The 24,988-nt window shown below is 64.1% G+C and carries 20 protein-coding genes and 2 pseudogenes; 7 read left to right on the forward strand and 15 right to left on the reverse strand.

Annotated elements, in window-relative coordinates; genetic code table 11:
* Window positions 1-11 precede the first annotated feature (11 nt).
* The gene (locus BFN03_RS09360; protein WP_198163438.1) at window positions 12-1,406 is read left to right on the forward strand and encodes a beta-1,3-glucanase family protein; all 1,395 of its coding nucleotides are present in this window, start codon (window positions 12-14) and stop codon (window positions 1,404-1,406) included.
* Between the two features lie 111 nt (window positions 1,407-1,517).
* On the opposite strand, the gene BFN03_RS09365 is transcribed toward BFN03_RS09360, so the two are convergent.
* A complete protein-coding gene (locus tag BFN03_RS09365; protein ID WP_070378790.1) occupies window positions 1,518-2,147 on the reverse strand; it encodes an antibiotic biosynthesis monooxygenase in 630 nt (209 codons plus the stop codon).
* A gap of 201 nt (window positions 2,148-2,348) precedes the next feature.
* Between BFN03_RS09365 and BFN03_RS09370 the strand changes: the two genes are divergently transcribed.
* Window positions 2,349-3,554, forward strand: coding sequence for an enhanced intracellular survival protein Eis (locus BFN03_RS09370; RefSeq protein ID WP_070378791.1), 1,206 nt, complete (start codon window positions 2,349-2,351; stop codon window positions 3,552-3,554).
* A gap of 8 nt (window positions 3,555-3,562) precedes the next feature.
* Here the strand turns inward: BFN03_RS09370 and BFN03_RS09375 are convergent, their stop codons facing one another.
* Window positions 3,563-3,751, reverse strand: coding sequence for a DUF1918 domain-containing protein (locus BFN03_RS09375; protein ID WP_070378792.1), 189 nt, complete (start codon window positions 3,749-3,751; stop codon window positions 3,563-3,565).
* Between the two features lie 120 nt (window positions 3,752-3,871).
* Here BFN03_RS09375 and treZ point away from each other — a divergent pair, with 120 nt between their 5' ends.
* The gene (treZ, locus tag BFN03_RS09380) at window positions 3,872-5,620 is read left to right on the forward strand and encodes a malto-oligosyltrehalose trehalohydrolase (protein WP_070378793.1); all 1,749 of its coding nucleotides are present in this window, start codon (window positions 3,872-3,874) and stop codon (window positions 5,618-5,620) included.
* Here treZ and BFN03_RS09385 read toward each other — a convergent pair.
* Window positions 5,572-7,152, reverse strand: a complete 1,581-nt coding sequence (locus BFN03_RS09385) for an MFS transporter (RefSeq protein WP_070380768.1) — start codon at window positions 7,150-7,152, stop codon at window positions 5,572-5,574. The two genes, treZ and BFN03_RS09385, sit on opposite strands and share 49 nt — an antisense overlap.
* 125 nt (window positions 7,153-7,277) lie before the next feature.
* On the opposite strand from BFN03_RS09385, the gene BFN03_RS09390 reads away from it, so the two are divergent.
* Window positions 7,278-7,799, forward strand: a complete 522-nt coding sequence (locus BFN03_RS09390; RefSeq protein WP_070378794.1) for a TetR/AcrR family transcriptional regulator — start codon at window positions 7,278-7,280, stop codon at window positions 7,797-7,799.
* A 3-nt stretch (window positions 7,800-7,802) separates the two neighbouring features.
* Here the strand turns inward: BFN03_RS09390 and ilvA are convergent, their stop codons facing one another.
* The gene (gene ilvA / locus BFN03_RS09395) at window positions 7,803-9,155 is read right to left on the reverse strand and encodes a threonine ammonia-lyase IlvA (RefSeq protein WP_157109588.1); all 1,353 of its coding nucleotides are present in this window, start codon (window positions 9,153-9,155) and stop codon (window positions 7,803-7,805) included.
* A 106-nt stretch (window positions 9,156-9,261) separates the two neighbouring features.
* Window positions 9,262-9,696 carry a nitroreductase family deazaflavin-dependent oxidoreductase gene (locus BFN03_RS09400; protein WP_070380770.1) on the reverse strand — a complete coding sequence of 145 codons (435 nt, stop codon included), beginning with the start codon at window positions 9,694-9,696 and terminating at the stop codon, window positions 9,262-9,264.
* 176 nt (window positions 9,697-9,872) lie between these two features.
* Here BFN03_RS09400 and BFN03_RS09405 point away from each other — a divergent pair, with 176 nt between their 5' ends.
* Window positions 9,873-10,160 (forward strand): hypothetical protein, encoded by a 288-nt coding sequence (locus tag BFN03_RS09405; protein ID WP_070378795.1) that lies wholly within the window; start codon window positions 9,873-9,875, stop codon window positions 10,158-10,160.
* Here the strand turns inward: BFN03_RS09405 and dnaE are convergent.
* The 5 genes and pseudogenes from dnaE to lspA all read right to left on the reverse strand — a co-directional run bounded on the left by dnaE (window position 10,131) and on the right by lspA (window position 16,869).
* Complete coding sequence (dnaE, locus tag BFN03_RS09410; RefSeq protein ID WP_070380771.1) at window positions 10,131-13,667, reverse strand: DNA polymerase III subunit alpha; 3,537 nt, start codon at window positions 13,665-13,667, stop codon at window positions 10,131-10,133. The two genes, BFN03_RS09405 and dnaE, sit on opposite strands and share 30 nt — an antisense overlap.
* A gap of 99 nt (window positions 13,668-13,766) precedes the next feature.
* Entirely contained in the window at window positions 13,767-14,618 is an 852-nt protein-coding gene (gene rarD, locus BFN03_RS09415; RefSeq protein ID WP_442971881.1) for an EamA family transporter RarD, read from the reverse strand.
* 62 nt (window positions 14,619-14,680) lie between these two features.
* Window positions 14,681-15,375 (reverse strand): annotated as a pseudogene (locus tag BFN03_RS09420) (hypothetical protein).
* A 4-nt stretch (window positions 15,376-15,379) separates the two neighbouring features.
* Complete coding sequence (locus tag BFN03_RS09425; protein ID WP_070378797.1) at window positions 15,380-16,306, reverse strand: RluA family pseudouridine synthase; 927 nt, start codon at window positions 16,304-16,306, stop codon at window positions 15,380-15,382.
* Entirely contained in the window at window positions 16,303-16,869 is a 567-nt protein-coding gene (lspA, locus tag BFN03_RS09430; RefSeq protein ID WP_198163440.1) for a signal peptidase II, read from the reverse strand. Before lspA ends, BFN03_RS09425 begins: the two co-directional genes overlap by 4 nt.
* A 52-nt stretch (window positions 16,870-16,921) precedes the next feature.
* Here lspA and BFN03_RS20940 point away from each other — a divergent pair.
* A pseudogene (locus BFN03_RS20940) lies at window positions 16,922-17,874 on the forward strand (hypothetical protein).
* Complete coding sequence (locus tag BFN03_RS09445; protein ID WP_070380772.1) at window positions 17,874-18,629, forward strand: sensor domain-containing protein; 756 nt, start codon at window positions 17,874-17,876, stop codon at window positions 18,627-18,629. The pseudogene BFN03_RS20940 and the gene BFN03_RS09445 overlap by 1 nt, the downstream one beginning before the upstream one ends.
* A 20-nt stretch (window positions 18,630-18,649) precedes the next feature.
* Here BFN03_RS09445 and BFN03_RS09450 read toward each other — a convergent pair whose 3' ends face one another.
* The 5 genes from BFN03_RS09450 to BFN03_RS09470 form a co-directional block, all read right to left on the reverse strand.
* Entirely contained in the window at window positions 18,650-19,999 is a 1,350-nt protein-coding gene (locus BFN03_RS09450) for a DNA polymerase IV (RefSeq protein ID WP_442971873.1), read from the reverse strand.
* Between the two features lie 46 nt (window positions 20,000-20,045).
* Window positions 20,046-23,207: an isoleucine--tRNA ligase gene (ileS, locus tag BFN03_RS09455; RefSeq protein ID WP_070378802.1), complete on the reverse strand. Its 3,162-nt coding sequence runs from the start codon at window positions 23,205-23,207 to the stop codon at window positions 20,046-20,048.
* Between the two features lie 250 nt (window positions 23,208-23,457).
* Window positions 23,458-23,658: a hypothetical protein gene (locus BFN03_RS09460; RefSeq protein ID WP_070378803.1), complete on the reverse strand. Its 201-nt coding sequence runs from the start codon at window positions 23,656-23,658 to the stop codon at window positions 23,458-23,460.
* A gap of 50 nt (window positions 23,659-23,708) precedes the next feature.
* Complete coding sequence (gene wag31, locus BFN03_RS09465; protein WP_070378804.1) at window positions 23,709-24,545, reverse strand: DivIVA-like cell division protein Wag31; 837 nt, start codon at window positions 24,543-24,545, stop codon at window positions 23,709-23,711.
* Between the two features lie 102 nt (window positions 24,546-24,647).
* Window positions 24,648-24,947: a YggT family protein gene (locus tag BFN03_RS09470; protein WP_070378805.1), complete on the reverse strand. Its 300-nt coding sequence runs from the start codon at window positions 24,945-24,947 to the stop codon at window positions 24,648-24,650.
* Between the last annotated feature and the right edge of the window lie 41 nt (window positions 24,948-24,988).

A 24,988-nucleotide genomic window follows, 5' to 3' on the forward strand; every position in this document is an offset into this window, starting at 1 on the left:
GGGAGCAAAAGATGTTGAGTAGAAGAGCCTTTCTTGGAAGCACACTGGGTGCAGTTGCCCTCGGTGCACCGATTCTGTCGTCAGTTGCTCCGGCTCTGGCCCCTCGCGCCTACGCTGCTACCACTATCCGCACGAAGGTGGTCAACGCCACCGGAACCTTCGGCAACAGTGCGATCAAGATGTACATTCCCGGTGTCAACCCCGCCGGGCAGCAAGGATTCGTCAATGCCAGCGGGGTCTTCGTAACGGTCCCCCAAGATGTCGCTCACGGCACCCCCCTCGACATGGCGATCCCGCTGTCCAACACCGGAGACACAGATTTCGTCTTGCCCCAGATGTCGGGGCGCATCTACTTCGCGATCGACGGCGACTTGACGTTCAGGGCCGTCGCCGACGAACAGGGCGTCCGGAGAATGCAGTACCCGGCGGGCTGGGTTGAGAGCGACGACAGTTTCTCGGTGATGCACGACTGCGTCGAGTTCACCCTGAACGACCTTGGAATGTTCTGCAACACCACAATGGTCGACAAGTTCTCCGTGCCGTTGGCCATTCGATTGGAAGGAGACGCGTCGCAGACCGCCGGCGAACTCGTCCCTGGCGGACGCGAGAGAATCTTCTCCACCATCGCCGATCAGCCGGACTTCGCACGACTGATCATCGGTGACAACAAGCGCGTGATCGCCCCCGGCCACGGCATCGACTCCGGACTGTTCTCGTCCACCTACTACGACGAGTACATCAATGAGGTGTGGAGCAAGTACGCCACCACCGACCTGCTGGTGACCGACCACCTCAAGCAGATCACCTACACCGGCCGGGTCAGAGATGGGGTGCTCATCTTCGACAAGGGTGTGGCACCGATCCGCAAACCAAGCACCCGCGACGTGTTCTTCTGTGATGGGGCCCTGGCGGCTCCGAACGACGGTGTGACCGGACCGGTCGCCGCGATGCTGGGCGCTGCCTTCAACCGAGGGACGCTACTCGAACACTCCGCTCAGCCCATCAGTGACACCAAGCTCCACTACAACACCGCCGTCGCCAACCACTACTCGCGGGCCCTGCACGAGAACACCAAGGACGGCAAGGCGTACGGTTTCGCATTCGACGATGTCGGAGACCTCGCGGCGTTCATCCAGGACCACAACCCGAGCTCCTGGACTATCACCCTGACCGATCTCTCCTCGGGACCGGCTCCTGGTGGAACCGATCCTGGTTCAGACCCGGGCACTGATCCCGGCACGGGCGGCGGCACCGACCCGAACACGGGCGGCGGCACCGACCCGAACACGGGTGGCGGCACCGACCCGAATACCGGTGGCGGCACCGACCCCAACACCGGTGGCGGCACCAACCCCGGCACGGGCGATGTGTCCACCGGCAGCGCGGGGCTGAACTTCGGGTCGTAGCAGCCCGCGACTCGAGGCATACCTGAAAGGAACCCGCACCAGGCGGTGTGGGTTTTCTTCAGGCCGCACAGTGGCGGCTCAGGGCACGTTCTAAGGTGCTTCCTCTGGCGGTCAGGCCATCTCGGGGACGTGAAGGTGCGCGATGGCAAGCTCGAACTCACCAGTCTCGAGCACCTCGGCGTTCGCCTCGCGCAGAGATGCGGCCCTGATCTCGTTGATGCGTTCCATGTTGCGTTCCATCGCCTCGCGGCTGTCGTAGGTCAGCGACGACACCGCACGGCCGGCAGCATGATCCACTAGCAGGCTGGCGCTGCAGAACCCTTCGAGTTCCTCCATCTTGGGTATTCCGGCCAACTTCCACACATCGACGACACGGTCCATGTGGGCTGGTTCCGCCTTGGCCCAGGTGACCCGGCAGTAGGCACCGCGATCCGAGGGGTGATCGCGGTGCATCGCCGCAATGTCCCACCTCGACACCTCCGCGGTGCCGTGGAAGATCTCGGCAGCCCGGTCACGCAACTCCCGCACCGGTCCCTCGCTCGAGCGCAGCGATTCCTCGTCCCGCCACGAACTGGTCGCGATGCATCGGCCCGAATCGCGATCGACCAGCAGGGACAAACCGAGGCAACCGTCGACTTCCGCCAGCGCAGGCATCACGACATCGCGCACGTGCTTGATCCCCTCGTCGATGAACGAGGGATGCGCCTGAATTGTGGTTGAGCGTGCAAACACGATCGTCACCCTTCCTTGTCGAGGGCGACGCCACGGGCGGCGTCGCCCGTTGATCCCACGTGTCTCACACTCCTCCGCAACGGCGCCGATAGCAACGTCCGTGCATGTGATGCCGAGATGTGCGTATTCGCGCAACCGGAGAAGGCTCCAAGCGACTTCCGCCGAAATTCGAATGCGGCACCCACCTCGGGTGTGCCACTCTCTCGAGACATGACGACCAGCACTGAGATCACTGTCCGGACCGCCGACGAGCAGGACTGGCGCAATCTTCTGCTACTGCACGAAGTCGGGTTCGGTACCCCGTACACCTCGGAGGCCGTGGATGCGCGGCGCGAACTCGTCGGCATCGACCGCTCGATCATCGCGGTCGACGACGAGGCCGTGGTCGGCGTGACCATGGATTTTCCGATGACAGTCACCGTCCCCGGCGAGGTCGCAGTACGAGCGGCAGGGATCACCGGGGTCTCCGTCGCACCCTCGCACCGACGCCGGGGGATACTCCGCACCCTCTACACCGAGCAGCATCGACGGATACGAGCGACCGGCGCTGTGCTGTCAGTGCTCATCGCCAGCGAGGGTGGAATCTACGGGCGATTCGGATACGGCCCCGCCACCATCGAGTCCACGGTAAGCGTCGACCGTCGTCTCGGGGCGTTCCATCCGAAGGCCCCCGATCCGGGCGGGGTACGCGTCCTACGCCCGACCGATGCCCGCGCTGCGATCACAGCCGTCTACGACCGCTGGCAACGGATCACACCCGGCGCACAGGTTCGGCCCGACATCTTGTGGGATCAGCTTTTCGCCGATCACGACATCGACCGCGGCGGCGGTACGAGCCTGTTCGCCATGCTCCACGACGACGGCTACGCCCTGTATCGCCGGGCCGGCGGGGAGGACGCGATGATCGCCCGGATCCAAGAGATGCGGACGGTTACCGACGACGCTCACGCTGCGCTGTGGCGCGCACTGTTCGGCCTCGACCTGATGCACGGCATCGAGACGACCCTGGCGCCCGAGGATCCGCTTCCCCAACTGCTCACCGATAGTCGTGTGGTCCGCACGCGGTCGCGGCACGACCGATTGTGGGTGCGGATCATGGATGTACGAGCCGCACTCGAGGCGCGCACCTACCGATCCGACCTCGACCTCGTTCTACAGGTCGACGACGGGTTCCTCCATGCCGGTGGGTGCTTTCGGCTGACAGCCCGGGACGGCCACGCCACCTGTACGCCTACGGACGACACTCCGCAGGTCGTCGCCGATCTGGATGTACTGGGCAGTCTGTATCTCGGAGCGCATCGGGCACGCACATTCGCGGCGGCCCATCGGCTCTGGGCCGACACGCCGGAAACACTGTGGGCCGTCGACCACGCATTCGACTCGAACCGAAGCGCTCAGATCGGCTGGCCGTTCTAGGTCCAGCTTTACGACTTGGCGTGTTCCACCCACGCGTCGGACCCGGGGAAGACGAGCGCCTCGTGACCGTCGTCGTACCGGACGAGGTACGGCGGTTCCCCGTTCTCTCCGTGTACCTCCACGACCTCGGCGGTCTGCTCGTGTTTTCCGACAACCCTGCCCTGGACGTGCAACCGGTCTCCAACTGCTACGCGCATGACTGCTCCTCGCGACGTTCGACTTGCTACTCCCAGCTTGCTACTTCCGGCGTCACAGCGAAAGGGGCGACCAAACTCTCGTGCGCTGCGCGAGAATCCAGATCACGGCATCCTGATCGAGTGCACACCTTCGAGGTTTGGGCTCCGCTACCGAATACCGTTCGTGTCGACGTCGACGGTCGACGCCACGACATGACTCCATCACCGGACGGGTGGTGGTGCGCGGAGATCGATGCAGCCCCAGACGCACGGTACGGCTTCCTGTTGGACGATGGCGACACCGTGCTCCCCGACCCACGCTCGCCGCGGCAACCCGACGGCGTCCACGCGTCGTCCCAATTGCATGCGCTCGACGAGAGCTCGTGGACCGACGCGCAGTGGACAGGGCGGCAGCTCGCCGGGTCGGTGGTCTACGAACTGCACGTCGGAACCTTCACCGCCGAAGGCACCTTCGGTGCCGCGATCGAACGCCTCGATCACCTCGTCGAACTAGGCGTCGATTTCGTGGAACTGATGCCGGTCAACGGCTTCAACGGCACTCACAACTGGGGCTACGACGGCGTCCTGTGGTACACGGTGCACGAGGGATACGGCGGACCGGACGGATTGCAGGCCCTCGTGGACGCATGTCACGCCCGCGGAGTCGGGGTTGTCCTCGACGTGGTCTACAACCATCTCGGCCCGTCCGGGAACTACCTCGACCGCTTCGGACCGTATCTGACGCAGGCCGAGGGCACCTGGGGCCTGGGCATCAATCTCGACGGTCCGGAAAGCGGCGAGGTGCGCCGCTACATCATCGACAACGCGCTGCGCTGGTTCCGCGAGTTCCACATCGACGCCCTCCGGCTCGACGCCGTCCACGCGCTCGTCGACCATACCGCCACCCACATCCTCGAGGACTTGGCCATACAGACCCGACGTCTGTCAGCACATCTGAGGCGACCCCTGACGTTGATTGCCGAGAGCGACCTGAACGACCCGCGACTGATCACGTCTCGGTCCGCGAGCGGATTCGGTCTCGACGCCCAATGGGACGACGACGTCCATCACGCCATCCATGCGGCGGTGTCGGGTGAGAGACAGGGATACTACGGGGATTTCGGTTCGATGGCATGCCTGGCCGACACCCTGCGCCGAGGCTGGTTCCACGCGGGGACATTCTCGTCGTTCCGCGGGCGCATGCACGGCAGACCCCTCGACACCCTGCGCACCCCCGCCAGTTCCCTGGTCGTGTACACCTGCACTCACGACCAGATCGGCAACCGCGCGGTGGGCGACCGGCCCGGAACCTATCTCAACCACGGGCAACTGGCGGTGAAAGCCGCACTCGTGCTGTGCTCACCGTTCACGCCGATGCTGTTCATGGGCGAGGAATGGGGGGCGAGCACGCCGTTCCAGTTCTTCACGTCGCATCCAGAGCCGTCGCTCGCGCGAGCGACGGCGGAGGGGCGCAAGGCCGAGTTCGCCAATCACGGCTGGACCACGGATGATGTGCCCGATCCGCAGGACCCGGAAACGTTCGCGAGATCCAAGCTCGACTGGGACGAGCGCGGTCGCGAACCGCACGCCCGTCTACTCGAGTGCTACCGCTCTCTCATCCGCCTGCGACGCGAACGCTGGGAACTCACGGATCCTTGGCTCGAGAATCTGTCGGTGGACTACGACGAGGCCCTCTGCTGGATCGTCGTGAACCGCGGCCAACTTCGTCTCGCGTGCAACCTCAGTGCCGAGTCCGTGACCGTCCCCGTCGGCGGCTCCCCCTTGCTCTGGTGGGAAGCGCCGACCCAGGACGAAACAGCATCCGTGACGGTGCTGCCGGCTCACTCGTTCGTTGTACTCGACGGTGCGACGGCAGCCCGCTCGTCCTGACGGCTGCGCAGCAGACGCAGTACGAGGATCGCGGTGACGAACAGGATTGCCGCGGTGGCGACGGCGGCCACGTGCATGCCCGCGACGAACGCGGTCTGTGCAGATTCCAGGAACACCGTGCTCGCGGTCTCCGGAAGGTGCTGCGCCTCGGCGATTGCGGCGCCGAGGGTCCCCTGGGCCGGCGCGACCCGATCAGGCGCCAGCAGGGAGGTGTCGAGGCCGCTGCGGAAGATCGCCATGACCACGCTGCCCAGCACCGCAACACCGAGCGCGATACCGAGTTCGTACGCGGTTTCGGACACCGCCGAGGCGGCACCCGCACGTTCGGGTTCGACCGCACTGACGACGAGATCGGACGCTAGAGTCAAAGCGATACCGACACCCGCACCGACGAGTCCGAAGCCGATCACGAACATATTCGGCCCACTGTCGACACGCAGGGCGAACAACATGGCTGCACCCACACCGCCGACGAACAGCCCGCCGCCGAGGACATGCGAGGTCGCCCAGTAGCGGACCATCCAGGCCGCCGCCAAGGCAGTGACCGCGCTCATCAGCATTCCGGGCAGCATCAACACCCCCGCTTCGAGCGCCGTCTTACCCAAGACCAGTTGCAGGTACTGGGATCCGAAGAACAGAACACCTGCCAGCGCAAAGACAGAAAGCAGGTTGGTGAGGACGGCCGTCGAGAATGCCGGCTTGGCGAACAAACCGAGGTCGATCATCGGATCCTTCATAACCCTCTGCCTGCGCACGAACACAACGCCAGACGCGACACCGGCAAGACCAACGGCAATGAGCACTGGGGAGATCCCGTGCACCACAGACTCTTTGACGGCGTAGACGAGTGGCAGCATCGTAGACATCGACAGCGCCGCACTGGTCAGGTCGAAGCGTCCCGGGTTCGGATTCTTCGACTCCGGGATCAGCACCGGTCCGATGCCGATCAGCATGAGCATTACCGGGATGTTGACCAGGAACACCGAACCCCACCAGAAGTGTTCGAGCAGCCAACCACCGATGAGCGGGCCTGCCGCGGCGCCACCACCTGCCATCGCGCTCCAGACTCCGATCGCGAGGGTGCGCTGGCGAGGGTCGACGAAGATCGCCCGGATCAGGCCGAGGGTGGCGGGCATCAGCGTCGCACCCGAGATTCCCTGTAGCACACGGGCTGCGATCAGCATTTCAGGCGACACGGCCCATGCTGCGATCAGCGAAGCAATCCCGAACCCGGCGGCGCCGAAGAGTAGGAGACGGCGGCGCCCCACTCGGTCGCCGAGCGTGCCCATCGTAATCAGCAGACCGGCGAGCACGAACGAGTAGACGTCGATGATCCACAGCAACTGCGTGCTACTGGGTTCGAGGTCTGCGCTGATGAACGGCAGCGCGAGATCGAGCACGGTGGCGTCTACCGCGATCAGGAGAACGGCAAACGCCAAGACGATGAGCCCGAGCCAGTCTCGGCGCGATGCGGAGGCCCGACCCGGCTCACCCGAGGCTTCGTTGATCCCGCGATCCGTGGACACAGACAATTGACTTCCTGCGACTTTCCGATTCGAGAGTTGGGACATGCGGTACACCGTCCAGCCGGTATAGTTTCCGTACATTACCGTGAACCGTCCAGCCGGTAAAGTTATTTCCGGTACAGTCGCTCCTCATGACCGCCGGTACTCGCGATCGCATACTCGACGCTCTCGAGAAGCTGCTACTCGAAGTAGGAATCGCCCAGGTGACCCTGGAAGCGGTCGCCGCGGAAGCAGGGGTATCCAAAGGTGGCCTGCTCTATCACTTCCCCAGTAAGGAAGCACTCCTCGCAGCAATGGTGCGACGACTCGGCGAGCGAGCGGATGCGCATTTCGCCGACGCCATGTCCGGCGGCACCTCGCTATCGGAGTGGTACCTGCAGGTTCCCGACGCCAATACCGCCGAGGAACTCGCCCTGTACCGTTCCACGATCGCAGCGCTTCGCAGCGTAGACGGTCAGCACGACGAGATTCAGAAGGCCGTCACCGAGGTCATGCGCGGGTGGGACGAAGGCCTCCAGAATGAAATCGCCGACCCTGTCCAGGCCGAGATCGTGCGTCTGGTCGGCGATGGCATCTATCTTGCCGCGCTACTCGGGCTCCCCCTGCCGGAGCCCGAACTGTATGCGAAGGTTGTCGAGCGCCTGCTCCGATAGCGGTCAGGTGAGGTACCGGTAAGCGGGACTCCCCGGTTCGAGACGCTCCACCTGTATCCGAGACTGCTCCATCCGGTCGAGCAAATCCCCCAGCCCCTCGGCCTTGCCGAGTTCGATACCCACCAGCGCCGCGCCGGTCTCGCGATTGTTCCGCTTCACGTACTCGAACAGGGTGATGTCGTCCTCGGGGCCGAGCACCTCGTCGAGGAATCTGCGCAGCGAACCGGGCTCCTGTGGGAAGTCCACAAGAAAGTAATGCTTGAGACCTAGGTTGACGAGGGAGCGTTCCAGAATCTCGCCGTACCGGGAAATGTCGTTGTTGCCACCGGAGATCAGGCACACCACCGTCGAACCGGGTTCGAAGGTGATGTTGCCGAGAGCTGCCACCGACAGCGCACCCGCCGGTTCCGCGATGATGCCCTCGTTCTGATAGAGCTCGAGCATCGTCGTGCAGAGCGAGCCCTCGTCCAGATTCGCCATCACGAAAGAATCGGCCTCGAGTCGGATCGTGGCCGGCCGGCCGGGCCGACCCAGTGAGGTGTGCGAGACCACCTCGGCGCCCAGGGCCGATACGACGGCGTACGGAACGTCACCCACACGCTTCACGGACGCACCGTCGACGAAGGGATCGATCTCCGTGAGGGTGACGGGCGCACCGGCGACCAGCGCCGCGGTCATCGACGCCGCGCCAGTCGGTTCGACTCCGACGATGGCGGTCCCGGTCGCGTGAGCGCGCAGGTAGGTCGCGATACCGGCGATACATCCGCCGCCACCGACAGGGACGACTACGGCGTCCGGCGATGTACCGAGTTGAGCGAGAATCTCGGCTGCTATGGTTCCCTGCCCGGCAGCGGTACGGACGTCGTCGAACGGCGGAACCATCGTCGCGCCGGTGCGCTGGACGTCGGCCTCAGCGGCAGCGGCTGCGGCGTCGTAGGTGTCCCCCGTCATGATCAGTTCGACGAACTCTCCGCCGTGCGCGCGGATGCGGTCGCGCTTCTGCTTGGGCGTATTCGACGGGATGTAGATGCGACCGCTGATCTCCATGGACTTGCAGGCGAATGCAACACCCTGGGCATGGTTTCCGGCGCTGGCGGCCACAACTCCCGCCGTACGCTCCTCGGCGTCGAGTTGAGCCATGAGATTGTAGGCGCCGCGCAGTTTGTACGAGCGGACCACCTGCAGGTCCTCTCGCTTCAGGTAGACGTTCGCGCCAGTCAGGGCCGACAGCCGCTCGCTGCGCTGCAGCGGGGTCGCGTCGATTACAGGGGAGATTCGCTCGATGGCCGCATCGATCTCTCCCACCGTGAGGGGAGAGATCATGTCCTGGGCTGCGGTGTCGGGCGATGTGGGCACCCGAACATATTCCCATTCTGACGCCATCATGTACCAGCCGGGTTCAACTCTGCGGATCGAATTGTGACGTTCGCGGACATATTTCGATACCGCCATTCACCCGGCATCACGCGGGTTCGAGGACGAACACGGGGATCTGCCGGTCGGTCTTCTTCTGATAGTCGGCGTAGTCGGGGTACACGGCGACGGCGCGTTCCCACCAGACGGCTTTCTCGGCGCCGGTTACCTCACGGGCCACCATGTCCTGCTTCACCGCTCCGTCACGCAACTCGACGAGCGGCTCGGCTTTCACGTTGTGGTACCAGGCGGGATTGTTCGGGGCACCGCCGAGTGAGGCGACAATCGCGTACGTTCCTTCGTGTTCGACGCGCATCAACGGAATCTTGCGGAGCTTGCCGGACTTCACACCGCGGGTGGTGAGCAAGACCACCGGCATGCCCGCCAGCGTCGTTCCCTCCGCTCCATCAGTGGACTCGATCAAGTTCGCCTGGTCTGCGGACCACTTCAGCGAACCGGGTTCATATTCACCTGTGAGTGGCATGCCACCAGTCAACACCCGACCGCTGCGAACCCGCCGACAATTTGTCGATCTCGCCGCATTGCAATGCCCTGATCCAATTGTTCGCTGTGACGAACTCGACTATTCGAGTACCCTGATTTCAACCGGGACGCGCCCGTCCCCCTCCACGAGAACTGCCGACGATGAGGTGATCTGTAATGCCGACGAGTCGGGCCGGCCTGCGCCACGATGTCCGCGCCAGCGATGGCATCCAGACAATCGACATTGCCGGCACCGAGTGGCCCCTTCACAAGCTGGAGGCTCTCGGTGCGGCCCTGCTGACCTTCGTAACGGTCCTCACCGTCACTCAGACATTGCAGACCGCCGTGCTCACCGCCGCCGCCGTAGCCGTCGTCGTGTGGTGGGGAAGACGCCTCTACGCCTCCCCCACCTCGGATCATCCCGGGGCCGAGCCGTCACACGGAGAGGCAGCTCGGTCCCAGTAGGGCCTTGAGGTCGCCCATCAACGCCGACGACGGTTCTACTCGCAACACGTCGTCGACCTTCCACAACGTGACTTCACTGCCGCCGATCAACCGCACATGGACGTCGGAGGTTCCCGGGTGCCGCGTGAGGACTTGCCTCAAGGCGCCGAGTTTGTCCTTGGTGCATTGACGCAGCGGCAAACTCACTGCCAGTGGCTTCGCGACACCTACCGCCGACAGATCCGGCACCGCAAGGTCGTTGGCGATGAGTGAGATCCTGTCGTCGCGAATCGACACGCGCCCCTTGACCAGCACGACCGAATCCTCCGTGACGTCCATCCCGTACACCGAATAGGCCTGAGGGAAGAACAACACCTCGATACCACCGGCTAGGTCCTCGAGTTGCGCGGACGCCCACGTCAGGCCGTTCTTGTTGATCCGCCGGTTGACCGAAGCGAGGATGCCCCCGACGGTCACCTGGGTGCCGTCTTTGACGTCACCTTCGAGGATCGTCGGAATTGCGGTATCGGCTTGCGCCGCCAGCACGTGTTCGACGCCATTGAGCGGGTGACCGGAGACGTAGAGTCCCAGCATCTCCCGCTCGAGTGCGAGCCGATGCTTGGAATCCCACTCCTCCTCGGGAATCTTCACGTTGAACACCGACGTGACCGACTCGTCGGCGTCGGCGCCACCGAACAGGTCGAATTGCCCGACCGACTCCGCCTTCTTGGTGCCCATCACCGCGTCGATGGCGTCGGCATGGACCAGTAGTAGCCCCTTTCGCGGGTGGCCCAGGGAGTCGAACCCGCCCGCCTTGATCAGGGATTCGGTGACCTTCTTCGAACACGCCGCGGTGTCGATCTTGCCCAGGTAGTCGGAGAAGTCGACGAACTTGGACTTCTCCTTGCGTGCCTTGATGATCGAGCTCACGACGTTGGCACCGACGTTGCGGACGGCCCCCAACCCGAACCGGATGTCCTCACCGACGGAGGCGAAGTCGACCTCCGACTCGTTCACATCGGGCGGGAGCACGGTGATCCCCATCTTGCGGCAGTCGGCCAGATAGACCGCGGCCTTGTCTTTGTCGTCACCGACCGAAGTGAGCAGCCCCGCCATGTACTCGGCGGGATAGTTGGCCTTGAGGTACCCGGTCCAGAACGACACCAGCCCGTACCCGGCGGCGTGAGACTTGTTGAACGCGTATCCGGCGAAGGGGAGAATCGTGTCCCACAGCGCCTTGATCGCCGGCTCGGAGAATCCGTTGGCGAGCATGCCCTCACGGAAGCCGGTGTAGGCCTCCTCGAGCACCGACAGCTTCTTCTTGCCCATGGCCCGGCGAAGGATGTCGGCCTGTCCGAGCGAGTAGCCTGCCACTTTCTGAGCGATCTGCATGATCTGCTCCTGGTAGACGATCAGGCCGTACGTGTCGGCCAGGATGTCTTTCAGGGGTTCCTCGAGCTCCGGGTGGATCGGTTTGACCTCTTGCCGCCCGTTCTTGCGGTCGGCGTAGTCGTTGTGCGCATTCATTCCCATCGGACCGGGCCGGTACAGCGCGAGCACCGCAACGATGTCCTCGAAGCCGGTGGGCTGCATGCGCCGCAGCAGGTCGCGCATGGCACTGCCGTCGAGCTGGAACACACCGAGCGTATCGCCGCGCGAGAGCAGTTCGTAGGTGGCCGGATCGTCGATCGGAAGGGTATCCAGATCCAGATCGATACCCCGGTTGGCCTTGATGTTGTCGATGGCGTCACCGATGACGGTGAGGTTCCGCAGTCCGAGGAAGTCCATCTTGAGCAGGCCTATCGCCTCGCAAGACGGATAGTCCCAACCTGTGATGATGGCGCCGTCCTGGGCACGCTTCCACACGGGTATGGCGTCCATCAGCGGCTCGGACGACATGATCACCGCACAGGCGTGGACGCCGGCGTTCCGGATCAGTCCTTCGAGACCCTTCGCCGTCTGGTAGATCTTCGCGACATCGGGATTGGAGTCGATGAGAGCCCGAACCTCCGCGGCCTCCTTGTAGCGCTCATGGTTCGGGTCGGTGATTCCGGATACCGAGATGTCCTTGGCCATGATCGGCGGGGGCAGCGCCTTGGTGATCTGATCCGCGATCGCGAATCCCGGCTGGCCGAACTGCACGCGGGCGGAGTCCTTGATCGCGGCCTTGGTCTTGATGGTGCCGAACGTGATGACCTGGGCGACGCGGTCGCTCCCCCACTTCTCGGTTGCGTAACGCACCATCTCACCGCGACGGCGATCATCGAAGTCGATATCGATATCGGGCATCGACACGCGCTCGGGATTCAGGAACCGCTCGAACAGTAGACCGTGCGGAATCGGGTCGATGTTGGTGATACCCATCGCATAGGCGACGAGTGACCCGGCGGCCGACCCGCGACCGGGGCCGACTCGGATCCCCACCTCGCGTGCGTAGTTGATCAGATCGCCGACGACGAGGAAGTACGCGGGAAACCCCATCTCGAGGATGACGTTGATCTCGTAGTCCGCGCGGTCGAGGTATTCCTGCTTCGGCCCGTCCGGGAACCGCCGGTCGAGACCGCGTAGCACCTCCTTGCGGAGCCAGGTCCCCTGAGTCTCGCCCTCTGGAACGGGAAAGATCGGCATCCGGTCTCGGTGCTCCCACACCTCGTCATAGGACTGGACGCGCTCGGCGATCAGCAGGGTGTTGTCGCAGGCGCCGGGCACCTGGTCGTCCCAGAGCTCACGCATCTCGGCCGCAGACTTGAGGAAGTAACCGTCGCCGTCGAACTTGAACCGGGTCGGGTCGGACAGCGTCTTACCCGTCTGGATGCACAGCAGCGCCTCGTGGTTCTCCGCGGCGTCCTTGGTGACGTAGTGACAGTCGTTGGTCGCCAGCGGGGGGATCTCGAGTTTCTTGCCGATCTCGAGCAGCCCCTCCCGGACCCGGCGTTCGATCGACAGACCGTGGTCCATCAACTCGAGAAAGAAGTTGTCCTTGCCCCAGATCTCCTGCCACTTGGCCGCAGCCTCGAGCGCCTCGCGGTCGTGCCCGAGGCGCAGGCGCGTCTGAATCTCACCGGATGGGCATCCGGTGGTGGCGATGATGCCCTCGTGATGGGCGGCGATGAGTTCTTCGTCCATGCGCGCCCACTTGCCGAGTTGTCCCTCGATGGACGCGAGCGAGGACAGCTTGAACAGGTTCCGAAGACCGGTGGAGTTCTCCGCCACCATCGTCATATGGGTGTACGCACCGCTACCGGAGACGTCGTCTGACTTCTGACTGCGGTCTCCCCAGAGCACGCGTTTGGTGTTGAATCGGGATTCGGGGGCGACATAGGCTTCGATGCCGATGATCGGCTTGATTCCGTGCTTCTTCGCAACGTTGTAGAACTCGCTGGCGCCGTACATGTTGCCGTGGTCGGTCATTCCGACCGCCGACATGCCGAGCCTCTCCGCCTCTTCGAACATGGCGCCGACCTTGGCCGCACCGTCGAGCATCGAGTACTCGGTGTGATTGTGCAGATGTACGAACGAGTCAGCCACGTGCGCCTCTCTCACTGTCTGGGGAGCGTCACGAGTGTATGTCCTCCCACCGACAGCGACGGTCGCCGACGGCTGGTGTCGGAGAAGTCGTGATGCGAGTTACCCGGCGCGCACCGGCGACGAGTCGACAGTGTGCTTCACTCGCCGGGCCCGTACCAGCGCGTCGGTCGTGAAGATGACGAGGGCCAGCCAGATCAAAGCGAATCCTATCCACCGCGAAAGGGGCATGTCCTCGTGCAGAACGGCGACGCCCCACACCATCTGTAACGCGGGCGTCAGGTACTGCAGCATGCCGATCGTGCGCAACGGCACGCGTTGCGCCGCTGCACCGAACAGTAGGAGCGGCAGGGCCGTCACGGGCCCAGCGGCCATCAGCAACATGCTGTGCGCGGGACCGTTGCCGAAGAACGTGCTGGCGCCAGTGAAAGTCAGAAACACAAGGTAGCCGACAGCGAGCGGCGCGGCCACGATTCCCTCGGCGGTCAGGCTCGTCCGCGGATCGAGCGGCATCACCTTCTTGCACAGCCCGTACAGCGCGAACGAGCCGGCCAGTACGAGGGCGATGTACGGCGGCCTACCGTAGTCCACGGTGATCACGAGCACAGCAGTGGTCGCAAGTCCCAGGGCGACGACGTGAGCGCGATAGAGTCGTTCCCGGAAGATCACCACACCGAGCAACACGCTCACCAGAGGATTGATGAAATAGCCGAGTGCCGCCTCCACCACCCGGTCGGACATCACCGCGTAGACATAAGTCCCCCAGTTCAACGTGATAGCCGTGGAAGCGGCCGCGACCAGCAACCACGTCCATACTCCGAGTCCGCGCAGCGAGGCGATACGGCTGGACACTGCGAGTACGACGAGCATGATGGCCAGCGTCCACACGATCCGATGGGCCAGAATCGCGCCCGATCCAGCCGGGCCCAGTAGTCCGAAGAAGGCCGGGAACATGCCCCACAGTGCGTAGGCGCCGACGCCGTAGGCGGTTCCGACCGCCTCGGTCCTCCTCTCCGTCACCTCACACCGCCGGAGACGCCGCTGTCGACCGGACCAGCGCGAACGGAGCCGTCGTCGGGACCGGGCAGGACGAGGTCGACCTGTTCCGGAAGAAGCGGGCGCACGGCGAACCGACCGAAAACAGCGTCGGCGGCGAGCGCCTCGACAACCCGGACGTCCGACTCGGTCTGCAACGCCGCCAACCTGTCGCCGTCTGCGCGCACGACTATGCCGATTACACAGGCGCAGTTGCGGGCCAGTTCCTCCGCCGACACCGCCGAGATGTTCGCCTGCCGCTCGGTCTCGCCCGTCATCATCTGGGCGCGGCCCGCAGCCAGGACGCTCGCTCGGGCGAGGGCAGCATCACCCGCTGCGACGGATACGGCGACGAGGGGCGTCTGCACCCGGTCGAGGGGAACACGGAACAGAACCTGCGACACGCGCACACCGGAGGCGAGTTCCCGACCACCTCGGTGGTCACCGGAGCCTCGAATGAAACCAGCGCCCAGTGTTCGCTCCGTGGCTCCACGGCGAGCGACCGCGAGGACCGGGCCAGATAGTCGGATACTCGCTCCCCGTTGTCCGGACCCAGCGCGTCCGTCGAAACCGGCATCTGCCGAACCGGATTGACGACACCGAGCACTACGGTGACCGCGAGAAGGACCGCTGCGGCGACAGCGAGACCGAAGTATCCCCCCTGACGCCGACGCATCACCTCAACTCGACCGGAGAACCTCGAGGGCGTCCTCGAGATCCTTCGGATACTTGGAGGCGATCTCGACCCACCGGCCGTCCGCGGGATGGGCGAAGCCGAGCGATCGCGCGTGAAGCCACTGACGCTCGAGCCCGAGGCGTTCGGCCAGACGCGGATCCGCTCCGTACGTCAGGTCACCGCAGCAGGGATGCCGCAGCGCGGCGAAATGCACCCGGATCTGATGGGTACGCCCTGTCTCGAGGTGGATATCGAGCAGGCTCGCCGACTGGAACGCCTCGATGGTGTCATAGTGCGTGACACTCGGCTTTCCGTCAGCGGTGACCGTGAACTTCCAGTCGTTGCTGCGATGTCTGCCGATCGGCGCGTCGATGGTTCCACTGCTTGGATCCGGGTGGCCCTGCACGAGGGCGTGGTACCGCTTGTCGATCGTGCGCTGTTTGAACGCTCGTTTGAGAATCGTGTAGGCGCGTTCCGACGTCGCCACCACCATGACGCCGGACGTTCCGACATCGAGTCGGTGCACGATGCCCTGGCGCTCATGCGCACCAGACGTCGAGATCCGAAAACCGGCGGCAGCGAGTCCGCCGATCACCGTCGGCCCGGTCCATCCCACGCTGGCATGCGCGGCGACCCCCACTGGTTTGTCTACAGCGACGACGTCGTCGTCCGCGTAGAGGATCTCCATGCCCTCCACGGGCTCAGCTTCGATGGTCAGTGGACGCGGTGGTTCCGGCAGCTCTACTTCGAGCCACGTCCCAGCAGACAGCCTGTCCGATTTTCCGACGGCAACTCCGTCGACCAGCACCGAACCCTCCTCTGTGAGTTGAGACACCGCTGTGCGCGACAAGCCGAGCAGGCGAGCGAGTCCGGCATCGACCCTCATTGCTTCGAGGCCGGGGGGTACCGGCATGGACCGTGTTTCCCTCACTTCTTCACCGCCTTGCGTCTGCCGTCGGGTTCCACGCCTATGAATGTGAGCACGACGAGCAGAACGGCGCCACACACAATGCCGGAGTCAGCGACGTTGAACACCGGCCACCAGCCGACCGAGACGAAATCGACGACATGCCCCTGTAGTACCCCCGGTGCCCGGAAGAATCGGTCGATGAGGTTGCCGAGGGCACCCCCGAGCACCAGTCCCAGACCGAGCGCCCACCAGGGTGACCGGAGCGTGCGGCCAATCCTGATCACTCCGATGACCACACCCACCGCGACCAGTGTGAGCAGCCAGGTCATACCCGTAGCCATGGAGAATGCCGCACCGGGATTGCGAACCAGGCGCAATGAGACGACGTCCCCGATCAGCCAGATGGGCTGACCGGGCTCGATGTTGGCGACGGCGAGGATCTTGGTAAGCAGATCCAGGGCAAGTACGACCCCCGCGACCACGAATAGAAGCAGCATCCGCCGATGTTTCGGCGTCTCGTCTCGGTCTTCGACGTCGGTCTCGTTCTCTGCCGTGCGGTCCTGACTCACCCTTTCATCATCCACTATGCGGGAAAGCTTGCGCTCACACGCTCCCTGACGGCACTAGCCTGGGTGCGTGTCATCGTTCTCGAAAGCTCCACGGCCCGGATTCCGACTACTCGGAGCGACCATTTCCCTACTCGTCCTTTCCGCTGGATGTGCAGGCGACGTGGGCTCCTCGGAGTCGAATCACGCTGCGTCGATGTCTACGCCCGGAGAAGTGACCGTTCCCATCTCCGACGCCACCGTCGAAATGATGCAACCCGGCGAAGAACCACGCGAAGTGATTCGGCACCGTCTACCGGACGGTGTCTCGCAGCAGGCGACACTGATCACCGAAGCGCAGGTGTCCCAGCAGATAGACGATCAGCCCGCCCAGGACTTCTCGTCTCCAGAGGTCACCCTGCCGCTCAGCGCTGTCGTCCACAAGCGCCCGGAGGATACCGACGGCGAGACCACCGTCGACCTCACTTTCGGCGACGTCACCAGCCCGGACGAACGCCTCGGACTTGCCCTCGAAGCAAGCGAAGGGGCCGAGGCAGGATTCACGATCGACCCGACGGGTGCGATCACCGAGCTTAAGCTGCGTCCGAACGCGGACGCCCAAGACATTGCCCGCTCTGCTGTCGAGCAGGCCTTCTATCAGGCTGTGTACCGAACGATCTCGTTTCCCACGGAAGCGGTCGGAGTGGGTGCCCAATGGAGCATCCATCAGCGGGTGATGAGCGGTATCGCGCTCGACCAGGTTGCCGTCGCAACTCTGACTGCCCGCGACGGCGATCTACTGACCGTCGACTTCACGATCGAACAGAAGCCGAGTTCCTCTGTCTGGAACCTGCCCAACGGGGCGGGCACGCTCAACATCGACCGGTATGTGATGCAGGGTTCGGGGACGGTTACCGTCGATCTCACCTTCCGCTGCCCGTCAGCGGAGAAGTCCATGTGGCCGGGGATCAGCAGTACAGCGACCCGGACGGCCCGACTCACCTGCAGCAGACCACGTCGAACCGTGTGGAGTGGATTTCCTGATGTTTCGCGGGCCCTTCGTCGCCGCCTGCACTCTGCTCGCTGTGTTCTCGCTGTCGGCGTGTTCGTCGGCCTCCGACGAGCCCGAGGCCACCGGGGCACTGCCCCCACTGGGACCGGCGGTGACCGCATCACCGGACCAGTCGGGGGTGCCGTTCGCTGGTCAGGCGGCGCTTCAGGCTGCCCTGCTCGATGTCGGCGACCTGCCGGTTGGATTCTCACCCGTACCCACCCTGGAAGATCTGGGGTTGCAACCTGCCCCCGAGGCGGCGGACCGCGGCGCTGCATCGGCAGCGAGTACCGATCCAGCCGAGTGCGGCGCGATCCTGTCTCCGGTCGCCGACCAGCGCATCGGTGCGGTGTCCTCTGCATCGAGTTCGTTCACGGGGCCCGGGTTCGCGAGCATCGACCAAGATGCGGCGAGCTACGCGACCGGTGCCGACGCAGCCGATGCGTTCGCGCAGGTGCAGAACCGCCTCGATGGCTGCACCGAGTACTCCGGAACGGACGCGGACGGCGTGCATGTGCAGAACCGAATCGGCGGCCTGGACCAGCAACCGGTGGGCGATGCGTCCGTTGCGTTCCGGCTTGCTACTACCAGCGCGGGCTTCGACCTCGTCTCCGACGTTGTGGTGGCCGTCGTGGGGACCACCGTCACCCAGCTGGTCGCCACCGGCCAGGACCCGATCGATGCCGACGTCTTCGGCGGTTTGGCCCACACGGCGGTGGACAAACTGGAGTCGGCGCCCGCTGGCTGAACGAAACTACTGCGAGCTGGTCACCCGAGTGAACCTTCCATGTCGGCTCGCTCGAGTTGCGTGTCGCCTTCTGCGAATGTCCGCGCAATGCCCGGCCCGGTCGTGCGTGTTTCGAATCTGACCGTCACGACACCGTGCCCGGCGCCCTGTACCCAGCCGTGACCGAAGCCGGGGTGCGACACGTCGAGACCCGGATACCACCGACTGCCGATTTCGTGAGCTGGTGCCGGGGCGGTGGGGGCCACCAGATCGCCACCATCCCCGTCCTGAACCCGCGTCTGCCCGTAGCCGGGGACCTCGAGTTCCAACTCGGGGAACAGCGAGCCCTGGCGCACGGCGGACAGACCGGCGAACCCGACGCCGACCAGCCGTACCGGTCCGAGTTCGATCGGATCGATGACCTGACGCTGCGCCGCAGCCACCAGGATCTGACGGTCGAGTGTGGCGTAGGGCAGTGTCACCGATCGCGTCACGATACTCATGTCGGCCTTCCTCAACTTCAGCACCACGGTCCGAGCCGCCCTGCCATCCCTGTGCAGTCGCTCGAAGGCCGAAGCAGCACTCGATTCGACTGCTCCGCGCAGTTCCGCCAGTGTGACGATGTCGGTGGCGAAGGTGGTCTCCGCGCTGACCTGCTTGGACTCCGCGCGCTCAGCAACGGGACGGTCGTCGATCCCCTGCGCGAGTCGGTGCAGCCCGGGTCCGATCGTGGTGCCGAGGATGGAAGCCACCTCCGACTCCGAGGTACGGGCCAGGCTGCCGATCGTCTCGATGCCGAGCCGCTTCAGTTTGTCCTCCGCGACCGGGCCGATACCCCACAGCTTGCGTACCGGCAGTCCATCCAACAGTGCCTGCTGCTGCTCGGGTGCGATCACCACGACCCCATTCGGCTTGGCCAGACCAGAGGCGATCTTCGCCACCTGCTTCCCTGAGCCGGCACCGATCGAGGCGACCAGACCTGTCTGCTCGAACACGAGGGCGCGCAGGCCCTCGCAATAGCGCCTCACCGTAGAAGCATCCGCACCCGCCAGTTCGGTGGGCTCACCGAAGGCCTCGTCCATCGAGAGCTGCTCGAGCACGGGCAACGGACCTCGGAGAGCATCGAACACTGACCTGCTCAACACGCCATAGAGCCGGCCACGTGGCGGGAGAACAACCGCACCAGGTCCGACGAGCCGCCGCGCCTGATGCATCGGCATGGCAGATCGCGCACCGAACACACGCGCTTCGTAGCTGGCCCCGGCGACCACTCCGCGTCCCCCGAGACCACCGACGAGAACCGGGCGGCCGCGAAGGGTGGGCCGGGTGAGTTGCTCGACCGACGCAAAGAACGCATCCATGTCGAGATGCAGCACCCACCGACGACTCACCTGCTGGAAGGTACCCGCCCGGTCCGACAGATCATGCCCCGGAGACTCACGCTCTGGCGATCGCCGCCCGCACTCCCTCACCGAGCTCGACGGCCTCGCCGACCACTTCGGCGAGTGTCAGCTCGACGGCCAGAATCTCGCCGGCAATCAGGTCTCGATGAGTGGCCGCCCAGGCCTGTCGCTGCGCCGGCACCTCGAGAACGACGGTGATCCGGTCGGAGACGTCGAGCCCGGCGGCCCGGCGCGCATCTTGCAACTCGCGGATGCGGTCTTTCGCCCAGCCCTCGGCTTCCAACTCCTCCGTGATCGTCGAGTCGAGCACCACCAGGCCGGCGCCGTCGGGCAGTGCGGCCGTCGACTCCGGCTCGGCGGCGACGAGTCGGCGCGTGTACTCCTCGGGCAGCAACGCGATTCCTGCCGCAACCACGGCACCGTCCGAGTTCTCGGACCAATCTCCGGCCTTGACCGCCTTGATGACGGTCTGCACGTCCTTGCCGAGGCGCGGCCCCGCGGCCCGGGCATTGACCACGAGTTCGAACCTGCCGTGGGCATCGACGTCTGTGGTGAGAGTCACCTTCTTCACGTTCACCTCATCTGCGATGAGACCGAGGTACGGGTGCAGACGCTTCGCATCGTCCGATGCCACCGTCACCTCGGACAGGGGCAACCGCACCCGGAGGTTCTGCGCCTTGCGGAGTCCGAGAACGGTCGAGCACACCGACCGAACCTCGTCCATCTCCGACACGAGTTCCAGATCGCCGGGTAGGTCTCCCTCCGCCGGCCAGTCCGCGAGATGCACCGACCGACCACCCGTCAACCCGCGCCAGATCACCTCACTGATCAGCGGCAACAGCGGCGCGGCAAGCCTTGTGACGACCTCGAGCACCGTGTGCAAGGTGTCCACTGCGTCGCGGTCTTCGTTCCAGAAGCGCGAACGTGACCGGCGCACATACCAGTTCGTCAGCGCGTCACAGAAAGTGCGCAGTTCGTCGCAGGCACCGGCTATGTCGTAGGTCTCGAGGCCGTGGGTGATCACGTCCCGGGTAGCCGCCAGCTTCGCGAGAATGTACCGGTCGAGGACGTTCTGCGAATCGGTGCGCCATACACCCGCTGAAGGTGCATACAACTGCAGAAAGCTCCACGCGTTCCACAGCGGCAGCAGCGCATGCCGCACTCCCTCACGAATACCCCGCTCGGTGACGACAAGGTTCCCGCCGCGCAGGATCGGAGAGGACATGAGGAACCAGCGCATCGCGTCCGATCCGTCGCGCTCGAACACCTCGTTGACATCCGGGTAGTTGCCCTTCGACTTGCTCATCTTCAGGCCGTCTTCACCGAGGACGATGCCATGTGCTGCAACGGTTTTGAAGGCGGGACGATCGAACAGCGCAGTGGAGAGCACGTGCAGGGTGTAGAACCACCCGCGGGTCTGGCCGCTGTACTCGACGATGAAATCGCCCGGAAAGTGGCCCGCACCCATCGTCGGGCCCGCAAGCGACCCTCCGTCGAACCATTCCTTGTTCTCGAACGGATAATGCACCTGCGCATACGGCATCGAACCCGACTCGAACCAGCAGTCGAGCACCTCGGGCACGCGTCGCATCATCGACTTGCCGGTCGGGTCGTCCGGGTTCGGGCGCACCAGGTCGTCGATCATCGGCCGGTGCAGATCGGTCGGACGCACGCCGAAATCTCGCTCGAGTTCGTCTAGCGAGCCGTACACGTCCATGCGCGGATATGCCGGGTCGTCCGACACCCAAACAGGGATCGGGCTACCCCAATACCTGTTGCGGCTGATGTTCCAGTCCCGCGCACCCTCGAGCCACTTGCCGAATTGGCCGTCGCGGATGTGCTCCGGCACCCACGTGATGTCCTGATTCAGTTCCACCATGCGCTCGCGGAACTTTGTCACAGCGACGAACCACGACGGCACGGCCATGTAGATCAGTGGCTTCCCGCTACGCCAACTGTGCGGGTACGAGTGCTCGATCGTCTCGTGCCGCAGCAACTTTCCAGCAGCTTTGAGGTCCTTGATGATCGCCGGGTTCGCATCGAACACCTGCAGCCCCTCGTAGGGGGGCACCATCGCCGTGAACTTGCCGGCCGGGTCGAGCGGCTGAACGATTTCGATGCCGTTCGCCGTGGCGCAGTCCATATCCTCTTCACCGAAAGCTGGTGCGAGGTGGACGATTCCGGTACCTGACTCCGTCGTGACGTAGTCGGCGGCAATGACGCGGTGGGCGTTGTCATGTCCGAGGAAGAAATCGAACGGCGGGTCGTACCTGAGCCCGAGAAGGTCCGAACCAAGGTGTTCCGACACCACCGTCGGTGATTCACCGAGTTCGCGCGCATAGTGCGCCAACCGGTCCTTGGCCAGCACGTAGCGCTTGTCCTCCACCTCAACCTGGACGTAGGCGATGTCCGGGTGAACGCCGACCGCGAGGTTGGACGGCAGTGTCCACGGAGTAGTAGTCCAGATGAGCGCGTTCGCACCATCGAGTGGTCCGTCGCCGTGTAGTGGCATGTCGACCGTGACAGCCGGATCCTGCCGCATCTTGTAGGCGTCGTCGAGTCGCGTCTCCTGGTTCGACAGCGGGGTCTGCTCGTACCAGCTGTATGGCAGAACCCGGAATCCCTGGTAGATCAACCCCTTGTCGAAGAGTTCCTTGAACGCCCACATCACCGACTCCATGAAGTCGAGATCGAGTGTCTTGTAGTCGTTGTCGAAATCGACCCACCTGGCTTGGCGGGTGACGTAATCGCGCCATTCGTCCGTGTAGCGCAGGACCGACGACTTGCAGTACTCGTTGAACTTCTCGAGGCCCATGATGTCGATCTCGGCCTTGTCCTTGATGCCGAGTTGCTTCTCCGCCTCGAGTTCGGCGGGAAGTCCGTGACAGTCCCAGCCGAATCGGCGCTCCACCTTCTTGCCCCGCATCGTCTGGAACCGCGGGATCACGTCCTTGACATATCCGGTCAGGAGGTGCCCGTAGTGCGGGAGACCGTTGGCGAACGGGGGGCCGTCGTAGAAAACGAACTCGGGGGCGGCGTCACGTTGGGCAATCGATGCGCGGAAGGTGTCGTCTTCCTCCCACCCTGTCAGCACGCGCTGCTCGATGCGTGGGAAATTGACACCGGCATTGTCCGCTACGCCGTAGTCGACCTTGGGGTAGGAGTTGCTGTTGTTGACGTTGCTGGGGTTGCTCACCGGCGCTCTCCTCGTGCCTGACGTGCTCGGCACGGGGACGACGGGGACGCCTCCTGCGTCACCACCGCGGTACCACCCCGCTTGCAACCCCGGAGGGCGCCTCTCGGTGCCAGGCTGTAACGGGCCCACCCGTTCGGTTCTACTGAGCCACTAACTAACCGGCCGTTCTTCCGAAGGCTCCCCGGTGATGGCCGGATCTCCGCCGTATTCTTGCTGTCCAATTTTGGTCGCTGAACGCAGTCTAGTCGCTTCAGCCGGTGGCGGCTCCACGGCCTTCTTGCCCGTTGGAGTCGACGGCCTTCTTATCCGAGAGAGCACTCACGAGCAGCAGGACTGCTCCGGCAACGCAAACTACGATGCATCCCCAGGCCCAGATGACGGAACCAGTCGTCAGCGCCACCACCAGGAGCGAGAAACCCACCGCTGCCAGGGCGAGTGTCATGACCAGCACGGCTCACCTCTATCCGGGCCCGACTGGCTGGGTAACTCCCGTGCACTCAGTCAGCTGGTGCCCTTGGCGTAGGACTGGCTGTAGTTCGACTGCGATCCGCCCTGCGCGAACGAATCCTGACCACCGTCCACCGGAACGGCTGATCCACGCTGCTCCAGTTCCTCGAGCTGTGATTCCAGATACGACTTCAGCCGCACGCGGTATTCACGCTCGAAGGTCTTGAGCTGTTCGATACGACCCTCTAGCACCGAACGCTGCTGGTTGATTGTCGCCATGATCTCGGTGTGCTTCTTCTCGGCGTCCGCCTGAAGTGCGTCAGCCTTTTCCTTGGCCTGGCGCAACTGGGTCTCCGAACGAGTCTGAGCATCCGTGATCAGCGCTTCGGACTTCTGACGCGCCTCGGAAATCATCGTCTCCGAACGCGTACGAGCATCACTCACGAGTTGCTCGGCATTGGTGCGTGCATTGCCAAGCAGTTGCTCGGATTCGGTCTTGGCATCGCTCGTGAGGCGGTCCGCCATCTCCTGAGCGAGACCGAGAACCTTCGCTGCCTGCATATGAGCATCAGCGCCCTGACCGGGGGCCGATGCCGCGGCCGCGGGTGCCATCGCAGGGGCCTTCGGCTGCTCGACATCGCGCGCCGGCTCCGCCTTGGCGGGCGGACTCTGCGCGGCCGACTGCGGTCGGGGACTACTCTTCTCCTCGGCGAGTTCCTGGTCGAGCTCGCCGACTCGCTGACGAAGGTCGGCGTTCTCCTCGATCAGACGCGACAACTCTTGCTCGACAAGGTCAAGGAACGCATCGACTTCGTCTTCGTTGTAGCCCCGCTTACCGATCGGTGGCTTGCTGAACGCGACGTTGTGAACATCAGCTGGAGTCAGCGGCATGGAAGGATCCCTTCGCGCGTCATTTGGCGGTCGAGCAAGCTATCAGTTACAAGGCAGTCTACGGAACGATGAAACAAGACCCGATCAACGCTGACCATTCTGTCACACCAAACCAGTAGCACGCGCTTGTCCCACGATCGACATCGCGATGAACACGATGAACAGCAAGACCATGATGGACAGATCCAACCGCACCCCACCGAGATTGATCGGGGGGATGAGCCGCCGGAGCAACTTGACGGGTGGATCCGTGACCGTGAAAACCGCCTCGAGAATGATGACTACAACGCCGGTCGGTCGCCAGTCTCGTGCGAATGTTCGGATGAACTCGATAATTATTCGGCTAATGAGCAGCAGCCAAAAGACGAACAGCACCAAGTAGATCACCGAGAACAAGGCCACACCTTCACTCTGCCGTAGAAAATCCGCTTCATCAAAAAATC

Source organism: Rhodococcus sp. WMMA185 (genome assembly GCF_001767395.1).
GTDB lineage: Bacteria > Actinomycetota > Actinomycetes > Mycobacteriales > Mycobacteriaceae > Rhodococcus_F.

What these genes read in the sequence shown, in the direction of transcription:
- wag31 (WP_070378804.1), bottom strand. Translation starts at nt 24,545, where the DNA reads ATGCCGCTGACTCCAGCTGATGTTCACAACGTCGCGTTCAGCAAGCCA.
- BFN03_RS09400 (WP_070380770.1), bottom strand. Translation starts at nt 9,696, where the DNA reads ATGCCACTCACAGGTGAATATGAACCCGGTTCGCTGAAGTGGTCCGCA.
- BFN03_RS09445 (WP_070380772.1), top strand. Translation starts at nt 17,874, where the DNA reads ATGTTTCGCGGGCCCTTCGTCGCCGCCTGCACTCTGCTCGCTGTGTTC.
- BFN03_RS09375 (WP_070378792.1), bottom strand. Translation starts at nt 3,751, where the DNA reads ATGCGCGTAGCAGTTGGAGACCGGTTGCACGTCCAGGGCAGGGTTGTC.
- rarD (WP_442971881.1), bottom strand. Translation starts at nt 14,618, where the DNA reads ATGTTCCCGGCCTTCTTCGGACTACTGGGCCCGGCTGGATCGGGCGCG.
- BFN03_RS09360 (WP_198163438.1), top strand. Translation starts at nt 12, where the DNA reads ATGTTGAGTAGAAGAGCCTTTCTTGGAAGCACACTGGGTGCAGTTGCC.
- BFN03_RS09390 (WP_070378794.1), top strand. Translation starts at nt 7,278, where the DNA reads ATGACCGCCGGTACTCGCGATCGCATACTCGACGCTCTCGAGAAGCTG.
- BFN03_RS09370 (WP_070378791.1), top strand. Translation starts at nt 2,349, where the DNA reads ATGACGACCAGCACTGAGATCACTGTCCGGACCGCCGACGAGCAGGAC.
- BFN03_RS09405 (WP_070378795.1), top strand. Translation starts at nt 9,873, where the DNA reads ATGCCGACGAGTCGGGCCGGCCTGCGCCACGATGTCCGCGCCAGCGAT.